This is a genomic window from Corynebacterium riegelii (assembly GCF_001263755.1).
Classification (GTDB): Bacteria; Actinomycetota; Actinomycetes; order Mycobacteriales; family Mycobacteriaceae; genus Corynebacterium; species Corynebacterium riegelii.
Genome location: NZ_CP012342.1, coordinates 1,335,001 through 1,355,412, shown reverse-complemented (window position 1 = coordinate 1,355,412; position 20,412 = coordinate 1,335,001). Strand labels below are relative to the sequence as shown.

The following is a 20,412-nucleotide window of genomic DNA, read 5'->3' as shown; positions in this document are numbered from 1 at the left end:
ACTAGACTGCATGGTTATGCAACCGGAGACCCAAGCCCGCATCAAGGAACTCGAAACCACCCTGCAGACTATTGAGCAGGTGATGGACCTCGACGCCATGGCGCAACGCGTCCGCGAGCTTGAGCAGCAGGCGCAGGACCCCTCGCTTTGGGACGATCCTTCGCACGCCCAACAAGTCACCACCGAGCTATCCAACGTGCAGGCGCGCCTGAAGAAGGTCACGTCGCTGCGCTCGCGTTTGGATGACCTGCCGGTGATGTACGAGCTTGCCGAAGAGGAAGGCGACGCCTCCATGGCAGACGATGAGCTTGCCGAGATTACCTCGGCAATCGAATCGCTTGAGGTGCAAACGATGCTTTCCGGCGAGTACGACGAGCGCGAAGCCGTAGTGAACATCCGCTCCGGCGCCGGCGGTGTGGACGCGGCGGACTGGGCGGAGATGCTGATGCGCATGTACGTGCGCTGGGCCGAAAAACACGGCCACAAAGTAGATGTCTACGACATTTCCTACGCCGAAGAAGCCGGCATCAAATCCGCAACGTTCGTGGTGCACGGCGAGTACATGTACGGCCAGCTCTCCGTGGAGCAGGGCGCGCACCGCCTAGTGCGCATCTCTCCCTTTGATAACCAGGGGCGCCGCCAGACCTCATTTGCTGAGGTAGAAGTGCTGCCAGTGGTGGAGCAAACCGACCACATTGACATCCCGGATGCAGACATCCGCGTGGACGTCTACCGTTCCTCCGGCCCGGGTGGTCAGAGCGTGAACACCACCGACTCCGCGGTGCGCATCACGCACATTCCAACCGGCATTGTGGTGACCTGCCAAAACGAGAAGTCCCAGATCCAAAACAAGGCGTCTGCGCTCAACGTGTTGCAGTCCAAGCTTTTGGAAAAGAAGCGCCAAGAAGAAAAGGCCGAGATGGATGCTCTCGGCGCTGGCGGCAACGCAAGCTGGGGCAACCAGATGCGTTCCTACGTGTTGCACCCGTACCAGATGGTCAAAGACCTGCGCACGGAGTACGAAGTGGGAGATCCCCAAAAGGTGCTCGATGGGGATCTCGATGGCTTCCTCGAATCCGGCATTCGCTGGCGCATGGCGCAGCAGCAAACCGAGTCACAATAGTCACACCCGTAACGGGTAGAGTGGTCGGCGTGATCCGCTTTGACCATGTGACCAAGTCGTACCCAACGTCGACACGGCCCGCCCTGGATAATGTCTCGCTTGAGATTCCAGACGGGGACTTTGCCTTTCTTATCGGCCCGTCCGGTTCCGGCAAGTCGACGTTTTTGCAGTTGATGATCCGTGAGGAAAACGTCACCTCGGGCGATATTTGGTTCAACGATTTCCACGTCAATGCGCTCAAGGGCAAGGACGTGAACAAGCTGCGCCAGGCTATTGGCTACGTCTTCCAGGATTTCCGCCTCCTGCCGCGGCTGAACGTCTACGACAACGTTGCCTTTGCGCTAGAGGTCATTGGCATGAAGAAGACCAGGATTGCCAAACTGGTACCGGAGGCGTTGGAGTTGGTGGGCCTGGCGTCCAAAAGCACAAGGATGCCCCATGAGCTCTCGGGCGGCGAGCAGCAGCGAGTGGCGATTGCGCGCGCGTTTGTGAACAAACCGAAGCTGATGCTGGCGGATGAGCCGACGGGCAACCTGGATCCTGATACGGCAGATGAGATTATGGCGCTTTTGGCGCGCATTAACAGGCTGGGCACGACTGTGGTGATGTCTACGCACAACGCGCGTGCGGTCAATGACATGCGCAAACGCGTCATTGAGTTGGATTTGGGCAAGCTTGTGCGTGACGACGCCAACGGTGTCTACGGGAGGGCATAAATGAACTGGGGCTTTATCTTCCGCGAGGGCATTAAGGGCCTTGGCCGCAACATCACCATGACGATCGCGCTGGTGATTACTACCGCCCTGTCGCTGGCGTTGGTGGGCACGGGCATTTTGATGTCGCGCGCGACAGCTGAGACGAAGAACCTCTACCTTGACCGCGTTGAGGTCATGGTGGAGCTGGACGAAGAGATTTCGGCCAATGACCAGGACTGTTCCTCCGAGGCATGCCTTGAGGTGCGTGACACACTGCAGGGCGATGATCGTGTGGAGCAGGTGACGTTCCGCTCCCGCGAGCAGTCATACGAGCGTTTCGTGGAACTGTTCCAAGACACTGAGCCGGACCTAGTCCGTGAAACCAGCCCGGAGGCGCTTCCAGCGGTCCTGCATGTGCGTTTGAAGGACCCGGGCGACCAAGGGCCGATCAGTGATATCGCAACGATGCCACAGGTCAGCGTGGTCACCGATCAGGCGGATACCGTGCGCCAGGCGGCGAAAACGATGGACACCTTCCGCAATGTCACCTGGATGGTGGCGGCGGTACAGGGGTTGGCTGCGCTGTTTCTGATTGTGAACATGGTGCAGTTGGCGGCGTTCCACCGTCGTGAACAAATCGGCATCATGCGCATGGTGGGTGCTTCCAGGTGGTTCACCCAAGCCCCGTTCGTGCTTGAAGCGGTGCTTTCTGTGCTCATGGGGTCGGTCTTGGCCACGCTGTTGGTGTGGGTTGGCAAGCGCTCCGTGATCGATTCCATGCTGGGGGAGCTCTACGCCTCGCAGCTGGTTGCGCACGTGCCGGATTCCGCGGTGTTTGTGGTGTTGCCGCTGGTAGGCCTTGGTGCGATGCTGATTGGCGGGCTGGCCGCGCAGGTGGCGCTTCGTTCCTACGTGCGTAAGTAGTAGACTTTGAACACTTATGGCCAAGAAAAAGAAGTCCAAGCTGAGCAATTCCGGGGTGCTTGCCACTAACCGGAAAGCCCGCCATGACTACACCATCTTGGATTCCTGGGAGTGCGGCATTGTGCTGCAGGGCACCGAGATCAAGGCGTTGCGCGAGGGCAAGGTCTCGCTTGTAGAGGCCTTCGCCACCATTGACAACGGCGAAGTCTGGCTGCGCAACATGCACATTCCGGAGTACTCGCGCGGCCACTGGACAAACCACCCGCCGCGCCGCACCCGCAAGCTGCTTATGCACCGCCGGGAGATTGACTCCCTGGAGGGCAAGCTTCGGGACGGCAACCGCACCCTCGTCCCCCTCTCCCTCTATTTGAAGGACGGGCGTGCCAAGGTGGAGCTTGGTCTTGCGCAGGGTAAACAGGATTATGACAAGCGCCGTGACATTAAGCGCCGCACTGAGGACCGTGAAATCACGCGCGAGCTGGGGCGCAAGCTGAAGGGGATTAAGGCCTAAACGATGAAGAAGACTGCACTGATTACGGGCGCAACCCGCGGCATTGGTCACGCGATTGCGCAAGAGTTGGGCAAAGACCACCACATTTATGCAGGTGCTTCGGCCGATGCCTCCGAGGTGGTTGCCGAGCTGCCGAGCGCAGAGCCGTTCGTTGCGGACCTGACGGATACCGATGCGATTCTGCGCGCCGCTGCCCAGATCGAGCAGCTCGACGTGCTCGTGTTGTGCGCTGGCGTGATGGAGCACGGCCCGTTGGAGCAGCTCGATGACGCCGCGTGGCGCAGGATGATGGAGGTCAACCTGTTCGCGCCCGTCACCCTGACTCGCGCATTGCTTCCTGCTTTACGACGCCAACGTGGCCTCCTCATCACCCTCAACTCCGGCGCCGGCTTCCACGGTATTGCGGACAACTCCGGTTATTGCGCCTCCAAGTTCGCCCTGCGCGGCTTTACTGAGTCGCTGCAGCTTGAAGAAGTCGGCAAGATCCGTGTGACCTCTCTGCACCCGGGGCGTACGGACACCGACATGCTCGCTGGTGATGACGCGTTGCCGAAGATGCCCGCCACCGAAGTAGCCAAAGCTGCGCGTCTTGCCGTGGACGCCGGGCCCGATGCGGTGGTGGAGTTCTTGCGCGTGAGGCCGTCTACAAGCTAGAGTGCTTTTACCTACGTTTTCTCGTAGTGGACATGGGGTCGATTCTGGTTTCGACTTCATCTACTTAGCCAGGGGAAGCGTGCCGGTGCAGGCAGGAGACCACCGTAAGCGTCGCTGTAACTAATAAACGCAGAGAAGAACTCTCAGCGTGACTACGCCCTCGCTGCCTAATACATAGAGCTAGCGACCTGCGTGTCCGTCAGGCCGGGGAAGTCCCCGACCCGGTACCTGGCGTCGACTTAGGGGACTTGCCTTCCGGCCCTGTCAGTGGGGCCTTGGAAGGGACACCTTTCACTGACTGGGCCCGTCATCCGGACATGTTCGTCTGATCCGGAGGGTCGAGTAGAGATTCTGTGCGAACTGCGCACGGAGAAGCCCTGGCGCGGTGATGAAGGACCCGGGTTCAATTCCCGGCGGCTCCACTGAACACAAACCCCCAGACCCTCACGGGCCTGGGGGTTTCTTCTTGTTTGTGCTGGTAGCGGTAATAAATGATAGTGCAGGATGGTGCACCAAAGTGCAATGCCGTTCATTCCGTAGACCACGTTTAGACCACGAAAACGGCTATTGTGGACCACGTATAGACCACGCAGAGACCACGAAAAAGGACGAGAACATGGCACCCCGCCGCCCATCGAAACGACAGTTCGGCACCGTCTCTCAGCTCCCCTCCGGACGCTGGCGCGCACGCTACACCGGACCCGACGGCAAGAAGCACTCTGCCGCCACAACATTCCCGGAATCTGATGACGCCTACGCCTGGCTCTCCAACGAGCGCAAGATCATTGACCGTGGCGACTGGATCCCACCGAAGCAACGCGCACGGGCCAAAGAGGACGATGCCCGCACTGTCGGCGCCTGGCTTACCGAATGGCTCGAACTGCGCACCCGCGGCACCAACTCGCTCGGCCCAGCCACGCACCAGAACTACACGCAAACCATCAACCGGCGCATCCTCAAAGTGTCTGGAAAAGCAGCCCGCCTGAAAGACATTCCGCTAACTCAACTCACCCGCCGAGACGTCGCAGCATGGTGGGACGCAATCAACCTCCAGTACGACACCCCACCGACGAACCGAGCGGCCTACAAGCGACTGCGCACCGCAATCGAAGCAGCCGTCGAACGCGACATGATTGACGCCAACCCGGTCGTACTGCCCTCAGCCGCCAAACCAATCCAACACGACCGCAAGCAACTGCCAGAAAACCAAGTCATCACCGACATCATCAAGGAACTCGACCCGAAGACCTCAACCTCCCGCAACGTCAGGGGAGATCACAAACTCATTGCAATCCTGACCCTCGTCCACGGCGTCAGACTCGGCGAAGCCCTCGGCGCACAACGCAAAGACTTCACCAAACACGGCGACACATGGACCTTCCACATCAACGGCAACGCCTACCGCGTCACCGACGGCCCCAAAGAACAACGCGGCATGGCCTACAAAAACAGCGTCAAAACCGCTGCTGCCAGCCGCTACGTCCCAATCTTTCCGCACTACAACGACGACCTCGAATACCACCTCAAACACTTCACCAACCCCGACCCCAACGCCTTCCTATTCACCGGCCCCACCGGAAAGATCGTCATGGACACCTCATACCGCTCGATCATGAACCGAGCCAAAGAACGCGCCGGGCACAAAGACGTCCGCATCACACCCCACTATGGCCGCGTCTGGCTAATCACCACGCTGGTGGAAGCTGGCATGCCAATCCCCGCCATCGGCGAAATCCTCGGCCAGCGCGATCTACGCACGATCACCGAGATCTACATGCGCACCACCGAAGCCAAGAAGCGTGAAGTCCTCGACAGCGTCAACCGCACACTAGAGGGACTGCCCGACGGCGTCGCCGACCTGGAGGAGAAGCGCAAGCAGCGCAAGTCGGACGAACAGACCGCCTAGCTGGGCGTGCGGATACGGTGGTGGCCATGAGCGAGGAGGTTAGTTGTGTTGTCAGGAGAGTCCGCGTGGCAGGAGCGCGAAAAGGAAGTCATCGCGACCACGAGCCACGGAGAGGAGATCTACATTCTGAGGCCTCCGAAGCCGGGCCAATTTGTTCGGCGAGCCTGGAGCAACACCGGTAAGAGGATTAGGGCGTCGATGGAGAACTTCGAATAGCCGACGTTATTCCAGCCGAGGTAGTCGATAGCGAGTGCCAGTCGGGGGGCTCTGGAAGTCTTTCGCTGCAGTAGCGTCGTGGTGGATAGATATACTGGCGGCAAGTAGGTAAGGAGGAGCGCCGATGTTGTTGTGGGAGTCTGCGAGGCAGGAGGCTGACCGGCTGCGCTCCGTGCTGGACCCGGGCAGTTTTGGCTTGGACAACTTGGTCAAGATGGCCAACATGCTCGGCGCTCGTGTGTGGCTGCAGCCGCTTGAGCCAGATGTGTCTGGTTTTGTGCTCAAGGAGAAGGACACGGCCCCGGAGGTCTTCATCAATTCGCTTGAGACCCCGCAGCGGCAGCGGTTTACGCTCGCGCACGAGATCGGCCATTTGATCGAGCGTGCTTCGATCGCCGACGATGATGACTATTCGTTCATCGACTACCGCAAGTCCGACAACTACAACCTCCATGAGTTCTATGCGGACGAGTTCGCAGGTGCGCTGCTGATGCCTGCCGATGAATTGTTGCGCATCGTGAATGCCCGAGGGGAGTATGCAGCAGCGGAGCACTTCGGTGTGTCTGTTCCTGCAGTGCGTAAGCGTTGTGACCGTCTGGAGAAGAACCCGGAGTAATGGACGATCTGACAAACGCGGACGAACGGAAGACTGAAGACGCCAAGGTTGACGTCCAGCTGAGTGCTGAAGCGCGGGTTATGGCGGCGCAGGCCAAGCAGCAGCATCCAAGTCCGGACCCACCAGCGGCAGCAATGCAAAAGCCGGTCAATTCCCCGGCGTTTCTGATGTCCTGGGTGAAGTGGCACCCGGCAATTGGCACGTTCCAGTTCCTGGCGGACTGTGCAACCTCTAGTGATGACCCGCCTTACGTTCGATTCAATACCGCTCGCGACATGTGGCCGAAGTTCTACTGGCTATGTGTAATCGTCGACTTCCTGGTCATGGTTGCCATACTGGTGGGACTTGGAGTTGTCGCTTGCCGGGTCATCGTAATGACGCTCTTCTCGTAGCGTTCTAACCTACTTGGGGTGGTTTTTCACTGGGCTGCCGGGCCGCTGGGCGTGCCAGGTTTTGACGGCTTCGGCGTCCCAGAGGGGGGTTCTGCCATCGAAGTGAGCAATGGGAGCCGGAGTGCGTCCCTGTGCGGTGTAGGTAGTCCAGGTGGATGGTTTGATGCCGCAATGGGTGGCGCACTCTTTGACGCGCCAGAGTTCGCGTCCGGTGTCTGCGTCAGTAATGATGGGGCGCATCGTTATACCTTTCGGTTCATGATGAGTGCTCGGGTGTCGAGTGTGAGGCAGAGGATTGCGCATGCGCCGATGGCGGCAAGCGTGGCGGGGTGCCAGTTAAAGATGGCGCCGATAATGAAGAGGGCTACGGTGGCTATGGTCATTGCTTGGTTCCTTTCTGTGGGTTAGTGTTGGGGTAGTCCCCGGTTCCGGCTACTTGGCTTAGTCGGAACCGGGGTTCTACTTTTCAATCTCTGGCGGGTTCTTCTTCTTGAGTGGGTACTTTGTGAAGTGTTCCCTGGTCTTGAGGATTGTTAGCCAGATGGCGGTGATTGTGGCGATGAATTCAATCACCTTGCCTCCTTTCTCTGTTGAGTTTTCTTCGTTGTTCCTTGTGGAACTACCTACAGCATAGCGCGCTAACGCGCTATGTGTCAAGTTGGTAAACATTGGAACTTGTGGTGCATCACCGCATAGGTGGGGGTGGCGCGGGCCGTCTTACGTGTGTCCTTTCGTAGAGGCCTTGCCAGGTGGCAAGGATGTGCGTGGTCACGCCGAGCTCATGTGCGATACCGCCGAGATGTGTGCCGTGGAGACGTTCCGCAAGTTCGTATTCGACAGGGGAGATAAGCATACGTGCCGCCCACCTATCGGCGGCTCGCTCTTGGCGCTGTGCAAACCACCCATTCTCGTGAGTTGTATGGCCGAGAGTGGCGTGGCCGAGTTCGTGAGCGAGGGTGCACAGTTCCTCAACCGGGTGTAGACCCGGAGCGAGCAGAATCAGGTCGTGCTGGGGGAACCAGCCCCCTTTGGCACGCGGGGAAAGCCACCCCACGTCGTCCACATCGACCCACACATTGATGGCGGTGGCCATATCAAGCAAAGCAACATGTTTCGATGACATCGTGCGCCTTACTTTGAGCGAGTAGTCGGCAGTTGGGTCACACTGGCAATGCGTGGTTGCACCGCTGCCTCATGGGCGGAAGGAACAAGATGGGTCAGATCAACCGGTTCGACGAAGGTGTTTTCAAGCAGCACGTCGCCGGGTTCCTCGACCCGCCAGCCACGCCCAGAGATCTGCATACGCAGACTGCGGTAACGCTTGTAATCAATAAGGTCGAGTTCATGCGCGCGCCGCACAATCGCCTGGATTGAGCAACCCCACTGCGACTTAAGCTTCGCGTAATCAGACAGCGTCGCCTCTGGCGTCACGGTGCCAACAAGAAGCTGACGGGGCATAAGCAACGCCCCGGCAAACTGGTTGGCTTCGGTCTCGAGCGCGGACAGGTCGCGCCGGGTGGTTGCTGTGTGCAAGACCAGGTGGCCGAGTTCGTGGGCAAGGCTGAATCGGTAGCGGTCTCCGCTGCGCTGCCGGTTGAGTGCGATGACGCGAAGGGGAGTGGGTGTAGGCGTGGAGACACCATCGAAGTTGGTGTCGCGGACGATGTGTTCGGGCAGGGAGGTGACGATGACTCCGCATTGGTGGAGTGCTGCTGTCAGGTTGCCGATGGCGGTATCGGGTGCAAGCTGTAGGTGTTCGCGAGTGCGTGCGGCAGCGTCCTCGATGGTGAGCAGGTCTAGTGGCTGGTCGTCCAGGTTTAACTCTGGCAGCTTGCTTGTTGTGTTGGGGTAGCGGCGTTTGAGGTAGTGCTCGGTGATGGAGAACGCAGTGGCGACTTTCTCCGATTCGGGTTGACCGAGTCGTGCTGTACGAAACAGGAGGTCGGGTGCCTCGTAGTAGTCGATGGGTTCCTCGAAGAACTCGCGGGGAACCTTGGTGACGAATTGTGCGGTGGTCAGGAGCCGCGGCGAAAGGTTGCGTCGTTGGCGTTCGACGCTGCTCAGCGTTGATTGCGAAACCCCGAGTTCTGCGGCGAAGGCTCCTTGGGTGTAGCCGAGCAGAATCCTGATGTGCTTGAGGTTCGTGCTTTCAGTGGACATGTAGTGGGTGCTTTCTAGCTGCCGAAGTTAAACCCTTGTTCGTCTGCGCGCGTTGGGTAGAACTTGTCGGCGGTGATCTTCTCGTTGGGTGTCAGTAGCTGGATTTCTTGCGATAGTTTCGTTGCATCCTCGAGCATGCCTTCACCATCGAACAGTTGCATGGAAAACGCGGTGATCGAGTCTGTCCCCGTCTTCGGGAACTCCCAAAGCAACACGATGCGACGTTTGTTCTCAATGAGGGGCTGGTCGGGTTCCTCGCTCGTGGAGTGGCGGAATCCCTTCCTGCGGCGCACCATCAGGATGGCTTCGTCGTTTTCGAACCACAGGCGGGTAGGGAACCCCGACGGCTCGCTCAGGGCCAGGCCGCCGAGCCCAGTGTCGCGGAACTGCTTATGCAGAGCCACCAGCATGGGATTGCGGTCTAGGCTCGGAAACTCGTCCAGGTAGTCGTGGTAGGGCAGCTTTCGCCGGTATTCCAGTGCGACACCAACTGCTTCACGTAGGTCGTCGTACTGCTTTGTTAGCTGCTTATGGAAGCGCCGCAGTAGCAATGCATTGTCCTCCAGGGGATAGGCCATCACAACTCCTTCATGTAACAATCCGTGTGATATTTTCACACGTGAGTGATAATATCACTCGAACTGTTACACAATCGGGCGATTGTCCAGGACCTACGGGCACTAAGGGTCGATAGGGCTAGGGCCCATCGTGGTACCCGTCGTCCCCCATCTGTGGCTCACGCGGCGAGCTGTCCGCCGCATACCCATCACGCCCCGGCTTCGGCTTGCTGCGCCAGTCCGCACCCTTGAACTGCTTCTCGACGCCAGCCTCGCGCTGCTTGCGCTTCTCCTCCAGGTCCGCAGGCTCGGGAATATGCACCGGCGAATCTAGGGACAGCTCGAAATCACCCTCGAACATTGGCGACGCATTAATGCGCTGTGTGATCTCCTCGAAAATCTCCGACCACTCCGCACGCCCAAGCGCCTCACGAACAGCAAGAGCCTCCGAAGCATTAACCTCGTCCGGCTCCAAGAAACCCATCTCAACGAGCGCATCCGCAGGCGAGACATTAAACGCCCGAGCAATCACAATCGCATTCTCCGCAGTCGTACGTCCCCGGTCTGAGTGCCTCAGAAGTGTGGGACGCGGCAGGTTTGCTGCTTCAGCTGCTTGGGAGGGGGTCGGCGCGCCGGGCAGTGATGCCAGCCATTCAGGGAAAGTCTGCTTGCTCATATGTCCATTATGAACGTCCATTTTGTGCTGCGCAAATTGAATGGCCAGGTATACGGGTTGACAAAATGGACACCCATGTACAAAATGGACTTTAGCGTACAAAGTGGACAGGAGATGAAGATGAAATTACGCCCTGGATTCCTCGATCAACTCGCGGCAGATATCAACGCGAAAAGCGACCATGACCTCGCAACGTTCCTCGGACTCACCGAGAAGCAACTCGAGAACCTCCGCTACGGCGCCGAGATCACACCACAAACCGCAGCAATCCTCGAAGCCCGCCGAGCAGCACACCTCAAAGCCGCCGAAATCCTCAACCCCGCCGTCGCCTAACACGCGATGCCGGCAACGAGCCCGCCGACAAGAAAGGAAAAGCTAATGGCCTGGATTAGGGAATGGGACGTCCTCGAAAGGGTTGATCCGTCGAGCGTTACGGACAATGCGTTTTGCAGCATCAGGCGACAAAACAAGTTCGTCCTCAACGGAAAGAACAATGCAGCCGTCAGTTTCCTTCATGACCTTGAGAAGCTGATCAACCACTACCTGATCCGCGGGGACCTCACGCTCACCCGTGAAAACGGGAGCGAGGAACATCATGTGATTCTCGTCGACGAACGTCTCACCGTCGGGATTAGTGATCTCGGGGACGAAGACGCACGTATCGACTTGGATATAACGCCCCTCCTCCGAATCAAAGGCGCACAGGCTCACGAAATCGCCACGCGCATGGCCAGCCTTGGCAGCGGCGAAAACCGACCCGAGAAGCGCATCCGGGACCTCGAGTAACAACCCATCAAGATTCATCAATCGCAGAAAACCCATGGTCACAGAATACAAGCCACGCCAGTCAAGCAGCGCTGGTTTGGAATGCGGCCGCCGACAAGAAAGGAGCAATCATGAATAGCACAGCCGAACAAGTGCGCCGGTTACACGCGCTCGATCGAGCCGTAATTGTCTCGATGGCGCAGCACGTACTTGAGTATGCATGCACGATTGACCCCGCTGGGAGTGGTCCAGGAGAGGTGAGCACTCACAGCGGTGCTGACAGTCTTTCCTGCGGAGCCGGACATGAAGATTCCGCCAGCGTAGGAAGCACGATGCGCTGGATTGATTCGCACGTCGCCGAAGTGCTTCTCAACAACGCCATCAAGCGAGCCGACAACCTTGCAGAAAGCGGGTACCTGCTCGTGCGTGACGGACAACACGGTGTCATCGTCGAACGTGTAGACGGCGGCGAAATCAAAGGCATCAAAGGCGCAGTCTTTGACCACCAAGGCGGTGCCGTCGTCGTCGATCTCGAAGCCCCAGTTATACGTCGTGTGATCACTGCCAGCCGCGAACGCTCGCTCGGCGATTTCGTTTGCATCCTGTGCGAGCTTGTTTGCCTCCTTGGCGGTGACCTGCGCATCAACCGAGACACGGTTGGCCTTTTCCGCGAGGTTGTTGGACTGCTTCGCAGCGCGGTAGCCGAGTACACCGAACAGCAGCCCGGCGACGACGCTTCAACGCCGAAAGCATCGCCAAGAGGATGCGACCTGCATTTTCCACGCGAACGGACGAAGCAAGCACTCCCGTGGCTCGACATCAAGGACGTACCTCAAAACCGTGGAAATCCTCAACCCAGCCGCCGCCTAGCGCGCCATGCCGGCAACGAGCCCGTCGACAAGAAAGAAAAACCAATGCTCTGGAAACGAACCAAGTCAGACAACGAAATGCCGACCGAACAGTACTGGCACAACACCATCCGTGGAATGAGCCAGGCGATCGCCGAGCGTAAGCCCTTTGAAGATGACTTCGGATTGTCGGAAGCCTTCGAAGAGGGCTACAAGCGAGCCGTCCTCCACATGCACCAGGACCTTGGGTCAACCAGTACCGAATTCAACTGCATCGTTGACGCCGCCAAAGAGCGGGCAAAGGACCTGCAATGAGTATCAAGCTTTTGAAATACGAGGAGGTCATGGACCAGCTTGGTGTCTCTAAGAACACGGTGCGCGCCCTCTACCACGAAGGGCACCTGGAGCGCTTCAAAGACGGCCGCAAGGTGAGGTTCACCGAACGCAGCGTCACCGCCTACATCGAATCGAAGCTTTTCCAGATCGAGGGATAGAAGACTGCTCGCGCCAGCCCGATCGGTGTAGCGCGGAACTCTCGCAACCATTCAATGAAAGGACACCCCAGGTGAACAACAACAAAGACACCATGGCCCGACTACCCGCAGGCATGCGCGCTTACGCATACCGGTTTGACGACCAAGCAAGAGTCGCGCTGCACCTGCCCCACGGAACAGAAGCAATCGACCTGTCAGCCGAAGAGATGCACCGCTTCGCAGAAAGGTTAGGAGAGCTCGCCGATGAGTTCCCAAGCTAAACGCTCGATGCGACTTGCGTGGTCAATCGGATCCTCCTCGCCGTTCTTAATCTTCCGAGCAAGCCGAATTATCAGTTCCAAATCGTCTTTCTTCGTCCAAGACGAATCGACACCATTTCTAATTTCCACTGCGATCACCTTGCTTTCCGGGGATGAGTCTCCAAGGGAAGTGAATCACAAGAAAGAAAAACAGCAATGCAATCTGATGAATTAACCGCTATCGCGGTCGCGGTCGGGGTGTTGGAGCGTCCTGCACCGTTGGCGCGGCGTCACCGTATCCCGTTTGAACATGTGTCTCCCTCGGCGGCGCGCGTGCGTGAGTACGCTCACGCCGCCCAGGACGAAGAGGTCGAACCGCTGTGGCTAAGCATCTGTGGCGCCCTGGTGCTGGTCGCCATCGTTTGGGTGTTGTCACTCCTGGTGTGGGTGATGGGAGGTGTGGCGTGATGGCGTTGCTGGCAGAGACACAACGTGACCCGCATTGGGTGGCGCGGAGGAATTTTCAGGCAGAAGTAGCTGAACTTGCAGTGTTCTACTTCGGGCGGGTCCCGCTGCGCTGGCAGCTGTATCTGGAGGATTTGCTTGCAGCGGACGTGGACGAGGCTGGTGCTAAGCCGAGGTTTCTCCTCCGTGGCGCTGTAGAGGTCCGTGCTGCTTTGTGGGGTTTTGTGTTGGCTTCCGTGGTGTTTGCCATTGGTCTGGCGATTGGTTTGGAGGTGTTGTGATGGACCAGATTGAGATTCAGGGCCCGCAGGTGCCGCTGCTTGTAGAGGTGGTGATGAGCCGTCTACAGGAAACCATGGAGCGCAACGCTGAGCTGGAGCGCGCGTTATCGGATGTGCCACGCTTGCCGACTGTGGATCGAAACCGCCTCGAATCCCTCGAAGCGCAGTGCATCCAGGCGGAGCAGAAGTACCTGGAGGCGCACGAAAGCGCGGTGCAGCTTAAAGAAAAGCTGGAGAAAACAGATCAGGAAAGAAAAAAGGCGCTGAAGTCCGCGCGAGTACTGCGTGGCAAGTGCCAAAACGCCAGCGCCGAGCTGACAGACCTGCGCAAACAGCTGATTGAGGAACGTGAGCTGCGCAAGCGCCTCAGCGAACGTGAAAGCGCTGTAGCGAAGGAGGCCACGAGCAAGGAGCGCAAGCAGCTTGAAGAAACGCAGCGCGCGTTGGAGGAATCCCAGGCGCAGCTTGCAGCAATGGAATCGCAGCAGCCAAGCCCCAGCCCGAGTGACGTGGCGTGGGAGTCAGTAGCGCGCCAGCTGGACATTGCGGTGAACCAGTTTGATGACGACCCGGATAAGAGCCTGACCGCGCTCAAGCGCGCACAGCTCGCCCTGGAGACAAGGCACGACGATGACCAAGCCAAGTAGCAAGCTGCCACACTGCAGGCACTGCGGTGAGCCGGTGAAGCTGGCGTGGACCCGGCTTGGGACGCAGAGCGAGGAAACCAGCTTTGACGCATCACCGGATCCTGCGGGTGACTACATGATGCAGAAGCGACCCGTCGAGGGTGGTGGAAAGCGCACTTACGCGGTGTGGCTCGACGGCCAGGAGGCTGCCTCGCTGAGTGCTCAAGGCGTGCTGCTGTGGCGACGACATGAAGCGACATGCACGAAACGGCCTGGCCGTTCTACTCCTGGTGCTGTTCCTGACTGGCTTGCCGCGAAGCTAGCGGAGCTAAATCTGCAAGGCGGGCCACGTGGATGAACCTGACCTTGACGTGTGGTGGGCAAAGCTCCCACTGAAACGAAAACAGCAGCTCTGGCGCTGGCTGTCGAAAGACGACGAGCACCAAGAACTACCGAACCAGATTCCACTTATAGACGTGAAAGGAGATACACAGTGACCACACACAGCGCATCTGACTCGCTGCTGACATGCCGCATGGATTCACTGTCGCGCGCACTTCGTGCCGCCTTGAAAATAGCCGGCAAGAAAGAACTCGCCTACGTGCGGCTAAGCAGGCTGGGCGAAGAGCGTCTTGCCATATCGGCTGTGAGCCAAAAGGCAACGTTCTACACCACGATGCACGCGCACTTTATCCACTGGGAGGAGGACCGCGACCATGTCATCGACATCACCAAGCCCGTAGCGGCATCACTCGCTAGCTTCGAAATCAAGATGCCAAGCGACCTGGCTACGGAGCCATTGGTATCGCTGCGTATCGGTGAAGAAGCACTGCGTCTGCGTGATGAAACCGGGCTATTTCCCATCGCCCGTGGCCGCAACGAGTACCGCGAGCCGGACCCGGTGCTGCCCGGCAACCACCGTGAGGCGTTGGAACGTACCTGTGCTTGGCCAGATACGGCTTTCAGCATCCCATCAGATGAACTCGTTACTGCCGCTAGTGTCGCTAAAGCCCTCGACAGGCCAATGCAGGTCATGCGTCGTCTCCAACGAGACCATGCGGTGCGTTGGTACCTCGCTGGGCCAGCGTGGCAGTTATCGATGTCCACGACACCGGAAGCAGTCTCTACGACCGATGACAGCCCGACAGGGGCCAGCCAGCCTGACGCACAGCTAAGCCAGGACAAACCGGAGACCACGATCGTGAAAATCAAGGCACCGGAGTTCGCGCCGGCATGACGTTAGGTATCTGCCAGCAGTCAAAGTGGCAACGAAAAGCTCACGGTGGCGAAATGATTCCGTGGGACTCAATGCCCTATGCAGACAAGCGTGAAGCAGCGCACGCCAAGGCACGGGTGTTGTGTGCCTCCTGCCCAGCGCTTGAGGCGTGTGAGAGGTACTTGTCCGACATGGAGCGCGCCGGCGTTTGTGTCGCAGGTGTTGTGGCGGGCCGGTACTGCGATCTGTTGCCCAACAGCGTCAGCGGAGCGGGACCGCAAAGGCTCCCGCCAGCAGATGCCCCGGAGCGGCAGACCACCTGCAGGGGATGTGGGCAACGAATGTGGCCACAACGCGCATCACCACAGCGCGTTGCGGAGACGCCAGCGCCACAACACCAAGGCGAAGGGCTCTGCAATGACTGCTACCCGCATCTCTCTCGAACCAACAGAACTAACAGGACCAGCAAGTAATCCAGAAAGGAGGCCACCATGGCATGGACGCGCCACGGCGACAACGAGCTAACACATCCTGCTATGTCACGCCTTCTTTCAGCCACAGCACCTACCGACAACCCACTTGCCGTCGACCACATCAAATGGGCTGCAGCATTTGGCGTATTCTCCCTCCTGGCGTCGGTCTCCGGTGCACACCTGACCGACGGATACGTGGAAATCGGCATGATTTCTCGAGTTGCACCGGGATGGGAGACGGAGGTTCTCGACATTCTGGAAGCGGCAGGGCTTGCCAAGCGAGTGAAAACAGCAGACCCGACGAAGCCAGAGGACCCTACTCAGCGGTGGATGATCAAGCTTGACCTCTCTGATGAAGAGTTTGTGCACATCCGTGCCCGTGAGGAGGTTGAGCTTGACCGTCGACGTGCGCGAGATAGCAGGGATGAAGACATGCAGATGACTGTGCGTGTACGTGACGGTGATCAGTGCCGTTGGTGCGGGCGCACTGTGTCTTGGAAAGCTCGTCGTGGTTGGCGTCGTGCGCAGATTGATTCATTGAATTCGCATCATGATTCGACGCCAGAGACTCTGGTAGTTTCATGTCACCGATGCAATGACCTTCGAGGGAAGGGAAAGGAGCTAGAGCTTCGACCAGCACCGAAGTATCCGTATTACACCGATCACACAATCGCACTTGTGAATGCAAGCGCTTGGGCAAAAGACAATGGCGTGCATCTTGAATCGCGACAGACACGCTTGAATCTTGAGTCCGAAAAGGCAGCAGGCACAGGTGATGGTGATGATGTTGGACACCCCGCAGCCGGAACAACACGTGCAGCAGCCCATCACGAGGCAGCGCAGGACAGTGGAGCGCAGGGACGACAATCACACCACACCAGTGAAGCGCCAGATTCTCGCAGCAGTGACCCTATGGAGGACGCTCCGTGGTGGGTTATTGCAGATGATGAGGCGACTGCAGAGCTAGTGCGACAAGTGATGAAGAATCACCACCAGGCAGCAGGCACAGGTGATGGTGATGATGTTGGACACCCCGCAGCCGGAACAACACGTGCAGCAGCCCATCAAGAGGCAGCGCAGGACAGTGGAGCGCAGGGACGACAATCACACCACACCAGTGAAGCGCCAGCAGATGGTTCTTCATCTGAATGTAACGAAACGGTAAAACCTGGCTCGAACCTAGATCGCCAGGGTTACGGACCTGGATTCGTCGGGACGGGACGGGACGGGAAGAGTACGGCTAGGGCAATGCCGGATCCTGATACGGCTTCACCTAAAAGGAAAAGGAAACGTGGAAAGAGGGGTGGGAAGAGATGATTGATGATCTGGATAGGTGGTTATATCTTTTGGAGTCTCGCGCGCCACTGCTTGATGATCTTTTGATTCCACGCCGTGTAGTTGGTGAAAGATCAGGTAGTCCGCCAGCGCGTAGGAAGTCGAAGCCGCCTTTGGTGATCGATATTGCTGATCTGATTTGTCAGGTTGAGAACACACTCGGGTTCTGGTGTGGCCGCGTGGTCGCGGCGTTGGGTGTGGGAGAGTCAGCTCCTGGAGCGCGTGATGCTGCGGTGCGTGCGCGGTGGTTGGCGAGCCATTTGGATGTGATTCGTAGCCAGGCGTGGGCTGAGATGATGGCCACGGAGATTGCGGGTCTAGTGTCTGTGGTGCTGGAAGTGGTTGAGCCGGCTGCCGAGGAGGTTGAGCCGCCGGAGTTCGGGACTGCTCGCCAGATGCAGAGGTGGGCGCAGCATCTGGGCTATCCGGTGTCACGGTGGCGGATTCAAAGCGCTATGGATAGCGGGCGTATCCCGTCGTCTGTGCGGCCTGATGGTGCTCGGCTTGTGCGCCTAGATGACGTTATCAAGCTGGGGAAATGATCATGCATTTTGGACCAGCCACCCCTATTGCTATGCTTGCGCATTGTAAGAGTTGTCAAGCCCCAGCCGCTTTTGGTGAGGGGCTTTTGTTGTTGCTGGCAGGAGGTGACGTAATGGCAAGGGCAAACACAATCTGTGCAGTGCCAGGCTGCCCGGCCGCCTCGCATGCGCGTGGGCTGTGTCAAGACCATGCTGCGCTCCATGAGCAGCGCCAACGGCAGACTGTCCCAACGAAGAAGCTCTACCGCAACCCGGCCGAACGCCGTCGCCGCGCTGACGCTGTCGCGGCACACCGAGCCAGGTACGGAAACGTTTGCCCGGGCTTCCAGCGTCCACCACATCCAGCCAATGACTTGACCGCGCAGCACGCTGACGCACTGGTGCTCGGCGGCTCGCCTGATCAGCCTCTGACGGTGCTGTGCCGGGCGTGCAATTCACGCCACGGAGTGGCCGCTCGGCGGAAAAAAGGGACCGGCGTTTCGCCGGGGTGGGGGAGTACCCCTTGACCTACTCCGACCTGGGCCGTGTGCGAGGGCGGAAAGAAGTTTTTAGGGTTCAAAAAACCAGGTAGGAGGGGTAAAAGTGGGTTCAGGTGGTGCCAGAATTCGCTCCGGACCGCGTCCGGATCCGACGTCGAAACGCTCCGAGCAACGCGGGATTGCGGGCTCTTTGCGGCAGTTGCCGGCAGAGGGCTACACCGGTCGGATTCCAGCGTGGCCGCTGCCGAAGCGGCCGAATCGCGAAATCGCGCTGTGGAAGAAAATGTGGCGGTATCCGCAAGCCGTCGCCTGGGCGGAAGAGCCGTGGCGGTGGCTGATGATCGCCCACTACGTCCACTGGGCTGTTAAAAGCGAGCAGCCTGACGCTTCGCCCTCAACGATGACGCAAACCATGCGTCTTGCCGACGCTATTGGGCTGACACCGGCAGGAATGCGTGAAAACGGCTGGGAGGTTCGCGCCAAGACCGAGAAGGAGGAGGCGGAGTCGAACACCTCTCGTGCCGGCCAAAATGTGGTGCAGATACGCCGCCGACTCCGCGAATAACGATTGGAAGACTGGAAAGTCGATTTTCCAACGCTTGGCGACCTGTGGGACGCATGGGTACAAGCACACTGCAGGGTCCCAGACGGCTACCGACGCGGCGAACCAATGCGCTGGTCGGATTGGCAGTTCTGGTGCGCGGCGAAGTTCGGTGAGATTCGCGCCGGGCTTGTCTGGGAGGGCGAACCTCTTGGCAACCAGGCGTTTCGGTATCGCCGTATGCAGGTGGTGTTGCCGCAGAAGATGGGCAAAGGGCCGTGGGCGGCGACGATGTGCGCGCTGCAGGCCGTTGGCCCTGCAGAGTTTTGTGGGTTTGCGCAGGCCGGTGATGTGTATCGGTGTGCTGATTGGGGGTGTCCGTGCGGTTTCGAGTTCGAGTACATGCCGGGCGAGCCGATGGGCAGGCCGCATCCGTCGCCGCTGTTGCAGATCACTGCAACGTCGGAGGACCAGACGGATAACACGTATCGTCCTTTGCGCTCGATGATTCGTCTGGGACCGTTGAAGTGGCTGCTGAAGGACTTGGGCACGTTCGTGCGTGTTCTTGGCCATGAAGGTGGTGAAGATGCTGACCGTATCGACGTTGTGACAGCCTCTGCGGACTCCAAGGTCGGTAACCCGGTCAGCTTCGTCGTCCAGGACGAGACGGGTCTGTGGACCGCGTCGAACCGGATGACGAAGCTGGCTGATAACCAGCGTCGTGGCCTGGCAGGTATGTCGGGGCGTTCGATTGAGACGACGAACGCCTGGAATACTGCCGTCAATTCGGTCGCGCAGCAAACGTTCGAGTCGCCTGTTGATGACGTGTTCCGCTTCTACCCGCAGCCACCTGCAGACCTGCGCTGGTCAAACGCAGCAGAGCGTCGAGCAATCCTCGAATACGTCTACATGGGCACCCCATGGGTCAACCTCGACTCGATTGAGGCGGAAGCCCAAGAACTTAACCACCGTGACCCGGAGCAAGCAGAGCGCTTCTTCGGCAACCGATCAACCTACGCATCTGGCACCTGGCTGCCAGCAGGACTTTGGGAGGGCGCATATGGAATGGATGGCGAACCCGCCTAACGGGACACGCATCTGCCTTGGCTTCGACGGCTCGGAAGTCAACGACTGGACCGCAATCCGCGCGGAGACCGTCGATGGCTTCCAGTTCACACCCCGCTACGGGCCAGATTCACGCCCAACCATCTGGAACCCAGCCCAATGGGGAGGGCGCATTCCCCGCGGCGAAGTTACCGCCGCCGTTGACGAGCTGTTTGACCGCTTCGACGTGGAGCGTATGTACTGCGACCCGCAGGACTGGCGCTCCGAGATCGGCGATTGGTCACTGGCTCACGGCGACGAGACCGTGTTTGAGTGGCCAACGAACTCAATCCGGCGCATGTTTGCCGCGCTTTCTCGCTTCGAAATCGACCTATCCACGGGGCGAATCACGCACGACGGGTGTCCGCTGACCGCAATGGCCGTCGCCAACGCTAAACGCGTCGCAAAGCCTGGCCAGCAGTACATCCTTGGCAAGCCCACAGACCACCAGAAGATCGACCCGGCAATGGCCTCCGTGGTTGCCCACGAGGCAGCAATGGACGCTCACGCAGCAGGCTGGGGTAATTCACACGAATCAGGAGTCATAGTGCTCGGAAGACGCAGGAGGTGACCG

29 protein-coding genes and 1 other RNA gene are annotated in these 20,412 nt (G+C 58.9%); 25 read left to right on the top strand and 5 right to left on the bottom strand.

From position 1 onward, the window contains the following. Window positions 1-16 precede the first annotated feature (16 nt). The 9 genes from prfB to AK829_RS06580 all read left to right on the top strand — a co-directional run bounded on the left by prfB (window position 17) and on the right by AK829_RS06580 (window position 7,037). Window positions 17-1,123 (top strand): peptide chain release factor 2, encoded by a 1,107-nt coding sequence (prfB, locus tag AK829_RS06615; protein WP_052206420.1) that lies wholly within the window; start codon window positions 17-19, stop codon window positions 1,121-1,123. 29 nt (window positions 1,124-1,152) lie between these two features. After that, window positions 1,153-1,839, top strand: a complete 687-nt coding sequence (gene ftsE, locus AK829_RS06610) for a cell division ATP-binding protein FtsE (RefSeq protein ID WP_052206419.1) — start codon at window positions 1,153-1,155, stop codon at window positions 1,837-1,839. Further along, a complete protein-coding gene (ftsX, locus tag AK829_RS06605) occupies window positions 1,840-2,742 on the top strand; it encodes a permease-like cell division protein FtsX (RefSeq protein WP_052205150.1) in 903 nt (300 codons plus the stop codon). Between the two features lie 16 nt (window positions 2,743-2,758). Then, the gene (gene smpB, locus AK829_RS06600) at window positions 2,759-3,253 is read left to right on the top strand and encodes an SsrA-binding protein SmpB (protein ID WP_052205149.1); all 495 of its coding nucleotides are present in this window, start codon (window positions 2,759-2,761) and stop codon (window positions 3,251-3,253) included. A gap of 3 nt (window positions 3,254-3,256) precedes the next feature. Then, window positions 3,257-3,907: an SDR family oxidoreductase gene (locus tag AK829_RS06595; protein WP_052205148.1), complete on the top strand. Its 651-nt coding sequence runs from the start codon at window positions 3,257-3,259 to the stop codon at window positions 3,905-3,907. A 34-nt stretch (window positions 3,908-3,941) separates the two neighbouring features. After that, window positions 3,942-4,332, top strand: a transfer-messenger RNA (tmRNA) gene (gene ssrA, locus AK829_RS12190). A 191-nt stretch (window positions 4,333-4,523) separates the two neighbouring features. Beyond that, window positions 4,524-5,813 (top strand): tyrosine-type recombinase/integrase, encoded by a 1,290-nt coding sequence (locus tag AK829_RS06590; RefSeq protein ID WP_052205147.1) that lies wholly within the window; start codon window positions 4,524-4,526, stop codon window positions 5,811-5,813. A gap of 340 nt (window positions 5,814-6,153) precedes the next feature. Beyond that, window positions 6,154-6,645, top strand: a complete 492-nt coding sequence (locus tag AK829_RS06585; protein WP_052205146.1) for an ImmA/IrrE family metallo-endopeptidase — start codon at window positions 6,154-6,156, stop codon at window positions 6,643-6,645. After that, window positions 6,645-7,037, top strand: a complete 393-nt coding sequence (locus tag AK829_RS06580; protein WP_052205145.1) for a hypothetical protein — start codon at window positions 6,645-6,647, stop codon at window positions 7,035-7,037. Before AK829_RS06585 ends, AK829_RS06580 begins: the two co-directional genes overlap by 1 nt. Before the next feature lie 242 nt (window positions 7,038-7,279). Here AK829_RS06580 and AK829_RS12460 read toward each other — a convergent pair whose 3' ends face one another. From AK829_RS12460 to AK829_RS06555, 5 genes are all read right to left on the bottom strand, one after another. After that, window positions 7,280-7,420: a hypothetical protein gene (locus AK829_RS12460; RefSeq protein ID WP_157045314.1), complete on the bottom strand. Its 141-nt coding sequence runs from the start codon at window positions 7,418-7,420 to the stop codon at window positions 7,280-7,282. A 302-nt stretch (window positions 7,421-7,722) separates the two neighbouring features. Continuing rightward, window positions 7,723-8,160 carry an ImmA/IrrE family metallo-endopeptidase gene (locus AK829_RS06570; protein ID WP_083439771.1) on the bottom strand — a complete coding sequence of 146 codons (438 nt, stop codon included), beginning with the start codon at window positions 8,158-8,160 and terminating at the stop codon, window positions 7,723-7,725. An 8-nt stretch (window positions 8,161-8,168) separates the two neighbouring features. Then, window positions 8,169-9,197, bottom strand: a complete 1,029-nt coding sequence (locus tag AK829_RS06565; protein WP_052205142.1) for an XRE family transcriptional regulator — start codon at window positions 9,195-9,197, stop codon at window positions 8,169-8,171. Between the two features lie 14 nt (window positions 9,198-9,211). After that, window positions 9,212-9,775, bottom strand: a complete 564-nt coding sequence (locus AK829_RS06560; RefSeq protein WP_052205141.1) for a hypothetical protein — start codon at window positions 9,773-9,775, stop codon at window positions 9,212-9,214. A 118-nt stretch (window positions 9,776-9,893) separates the two neighbouring features. Next, a complete protein-coding gene (locus tag AK829_RS06555) occupies window positions 9,894-10,430 on the bottom strand; it encodes a hypothetical protein (RefSeq protein ID WP_052205140.1) in 537 nt (178 codons plus the stop codon). Window positions 10,431-10,544: 114 nt separating this feature from the next. On the opposite strand from AK829_RS06555, the gene AK829_RS06550 reads away from it, so the two are divergent. The 16 genes from AK829_RS06550 to AK829_RS06490 all read left to right on the top strand — a co-directional run bounded on the left by AK829_RS06550 (window position 10,545) and on the right by AK829_RS06490 (window position 20,409). Continuing rightward, entirely contained in the window at window positions 10,545-10,763 is a 219-nt protein-coding gene (locus AK829_RS06550; protein WP_052206418.1) for a hypothetical protein, read from the top strand. 45 nt (window positions 10,764-10,808) lie between these two features. Then, complete coding sequence (locus AK829_RS06545) at window positions 10,809-11,216, top strand: hypothetical protein (RefSeq protein ID WP_052205139.1); 408 nt, start codon at window positions 10,809-10,811, stop codon at window positions 11,214-11,216. Between the two features lie 311 nt (window positions 11,217-11,527). Beyond that, complete coding sequence (locus AK829_RS06540; protein ID WP_052205138.1) at window positions 11,528-12,358, top strand: hypothetical protein; 831 nt, start codon at window positions 11,528-11,530, stop codon at window positions 12,356-12,358. After that, window positions 12,355-12,537: a helix-turn-helix domain-containing protein gene (locus AK829_RS06535; RefSeq protein WP_052205137.1), complete on the top strand. Its 183-nt coding sequence runs from the start codon at window positions 12,355-12,357 to the stop codon at window positions 12,535-12,537. Before AK829_RS06540 ends, AK829_RS06535 begins: the two co-directional genes overlap by 4 nt. 455 nt (window positions 12,538-12,992) lie before the next feature. Continuing rightward, window positions 12,993-13,244 (top strand): hypothetical protein, encoded by a 252-nt coding sequence (locus AK829_RS06530; protein WP_052205136.1) that lies wholly within the window; start codon window positions 12,993-12,995, stop codon window positions 13,242-13,244. Continuing rightward, window positions 13,241-13,522 carry a hypothetical protein gene (locus tag AK829_RS06525; RefSeq protein ID WP_157045313.1) on the top strand — a complete coding sequence of 94 codons (282 nt, stop codon included), beginning with the start codon at window positions 13,241-13,243 and terminating at the stop codon, window positions 13,520-13,522. Before AK829_RS06530 ends, AK829_RS06525 begins: the two co-directional genes overlap by 4 nt. Further along, the gene (locus AK829_RS06520; protein ID WP_052205134.1) at window positions 13,522-14,169 is read left to right on the top strand and encodes a hypothetical protein; all 648 of its coding nucleotides are present in this window, start codon (window positions 13,522-13,524) and stop codon (window positions 14,167-14,169) included. The genes AK829_RS06525 and AK829_RS06520 overlap by 1 nt, the downstream gene beginning before the upstream one ends. After that, a complete protein-coding gene (locus AK829_RS12455; RefSeq protein WP_157045312.1) occupies window positions 14,153-14,506 on the top strand; it encodes a hypothetical protein in 354 nt (117 codons plus the stop codon). Before AK829_RS06520 ends, AK829_RS12455 begins: the two co-directional genes overlap by 17 nt. Then, window positions 14,499-14,645 (top strand): hypothetical protein, encoded by a 147-nt coding sequence (locus AK829_RS12450; protein ID WP_157045311.1) that lies wholly within the window; start codon window positions 14,499-14,501, stop codon window positions 14,643-14,645. Before AK829_RS12455 ends, AK829_RS12450 begins: the two co-directional genes overlap by 8 nt. Beyond that, the gene (locus AK829_RS06515; protein ID WP_052205133.1) at window positions 14,642-15,385 is read left to right on the top strand and encodes a hypothetical protein; all 744 of its coding nucleotides are present in this window, start codon (window positions 14,642-14,644) and stop codon (window positions 15,383-15,385) included. The genes AK829_RS12450 and AK829_RS06515 overlap by 4 nt, the downstream gene beginning before the upstream one ends. Before the next feature lie 470 nt (window positions 15,386-15,855). Continuing rightward, a complete protein-coding gene (locus AK829_RS12445; RefSeq protein ID WP_157045310.1) occupies window positions 15,856-17,154 on the top strand; it encodes a hypothetical protein in 1,299 nt (432 codons plus the stop codon). Continuing rightward, entirely contained in the window at window positions 17,151-17,714 is a 564-nt protein-coding gene (locus tag AK829_RS06505; protein ID WP_157045309.1) for a hypothetical protein, read from the top strand. Before AK829_RS12445 ends, AK829_RS06505 begins: the two co-directional genes overlap by 4 nt. A gap of 201 nt (window positions 17,715-17,915) precedes the next feature. Beyond that, window positions 17,916-18,071, top strand: a complete 156-nt coding sequence (locus AK829_RS12440; protein WP_157045308.1) for a hypothetical protein — start codon at window positions 17,916-17,918, stop codon at window positions 18,069-18,071. A gap of 225 nt (window positions 18,072-18,296) precedes the next feature. After that, window positions 18,297-18,758: a hypothetical protein gene (locus tag AK829_RS06500; protein WP_052205130.1), complete on the top strand. Its 462-nt coding sequence runs from the start codon at window positions 18,297-18,299 to the stop codon at window positions 18,756-18,758. 105 nt (window positions 18,759-18,863) lie between these two features. Further along, the gene (locus tag AK829_RS06495; protein WP_232305671.1) at window positions 18,864-19,820 is read left to right on the top strand and encodes a terminase; all 957 of its coding nucleotides are present in this window, start codon (window positions 18,864-18,866) and stop codon (window positions 19,818-19,820) included. Continuing rightward, a complete protein-coding gene (locus AK829_RS06490) occupies window positions 19,804-20,409 on the top strand; it encodes a terminase (RefSeq protein ID WP_232305670.1) in 606 nt (201 codons plus the stop codon). The genes AK829_RS06495 and AK829_RS06490 overlap by 17 nt, the downstream gene beginning before the upstream one ends. The last annotated feature ends 3 nt before the right edge of the window (window positions 20,410-20,412 follow it).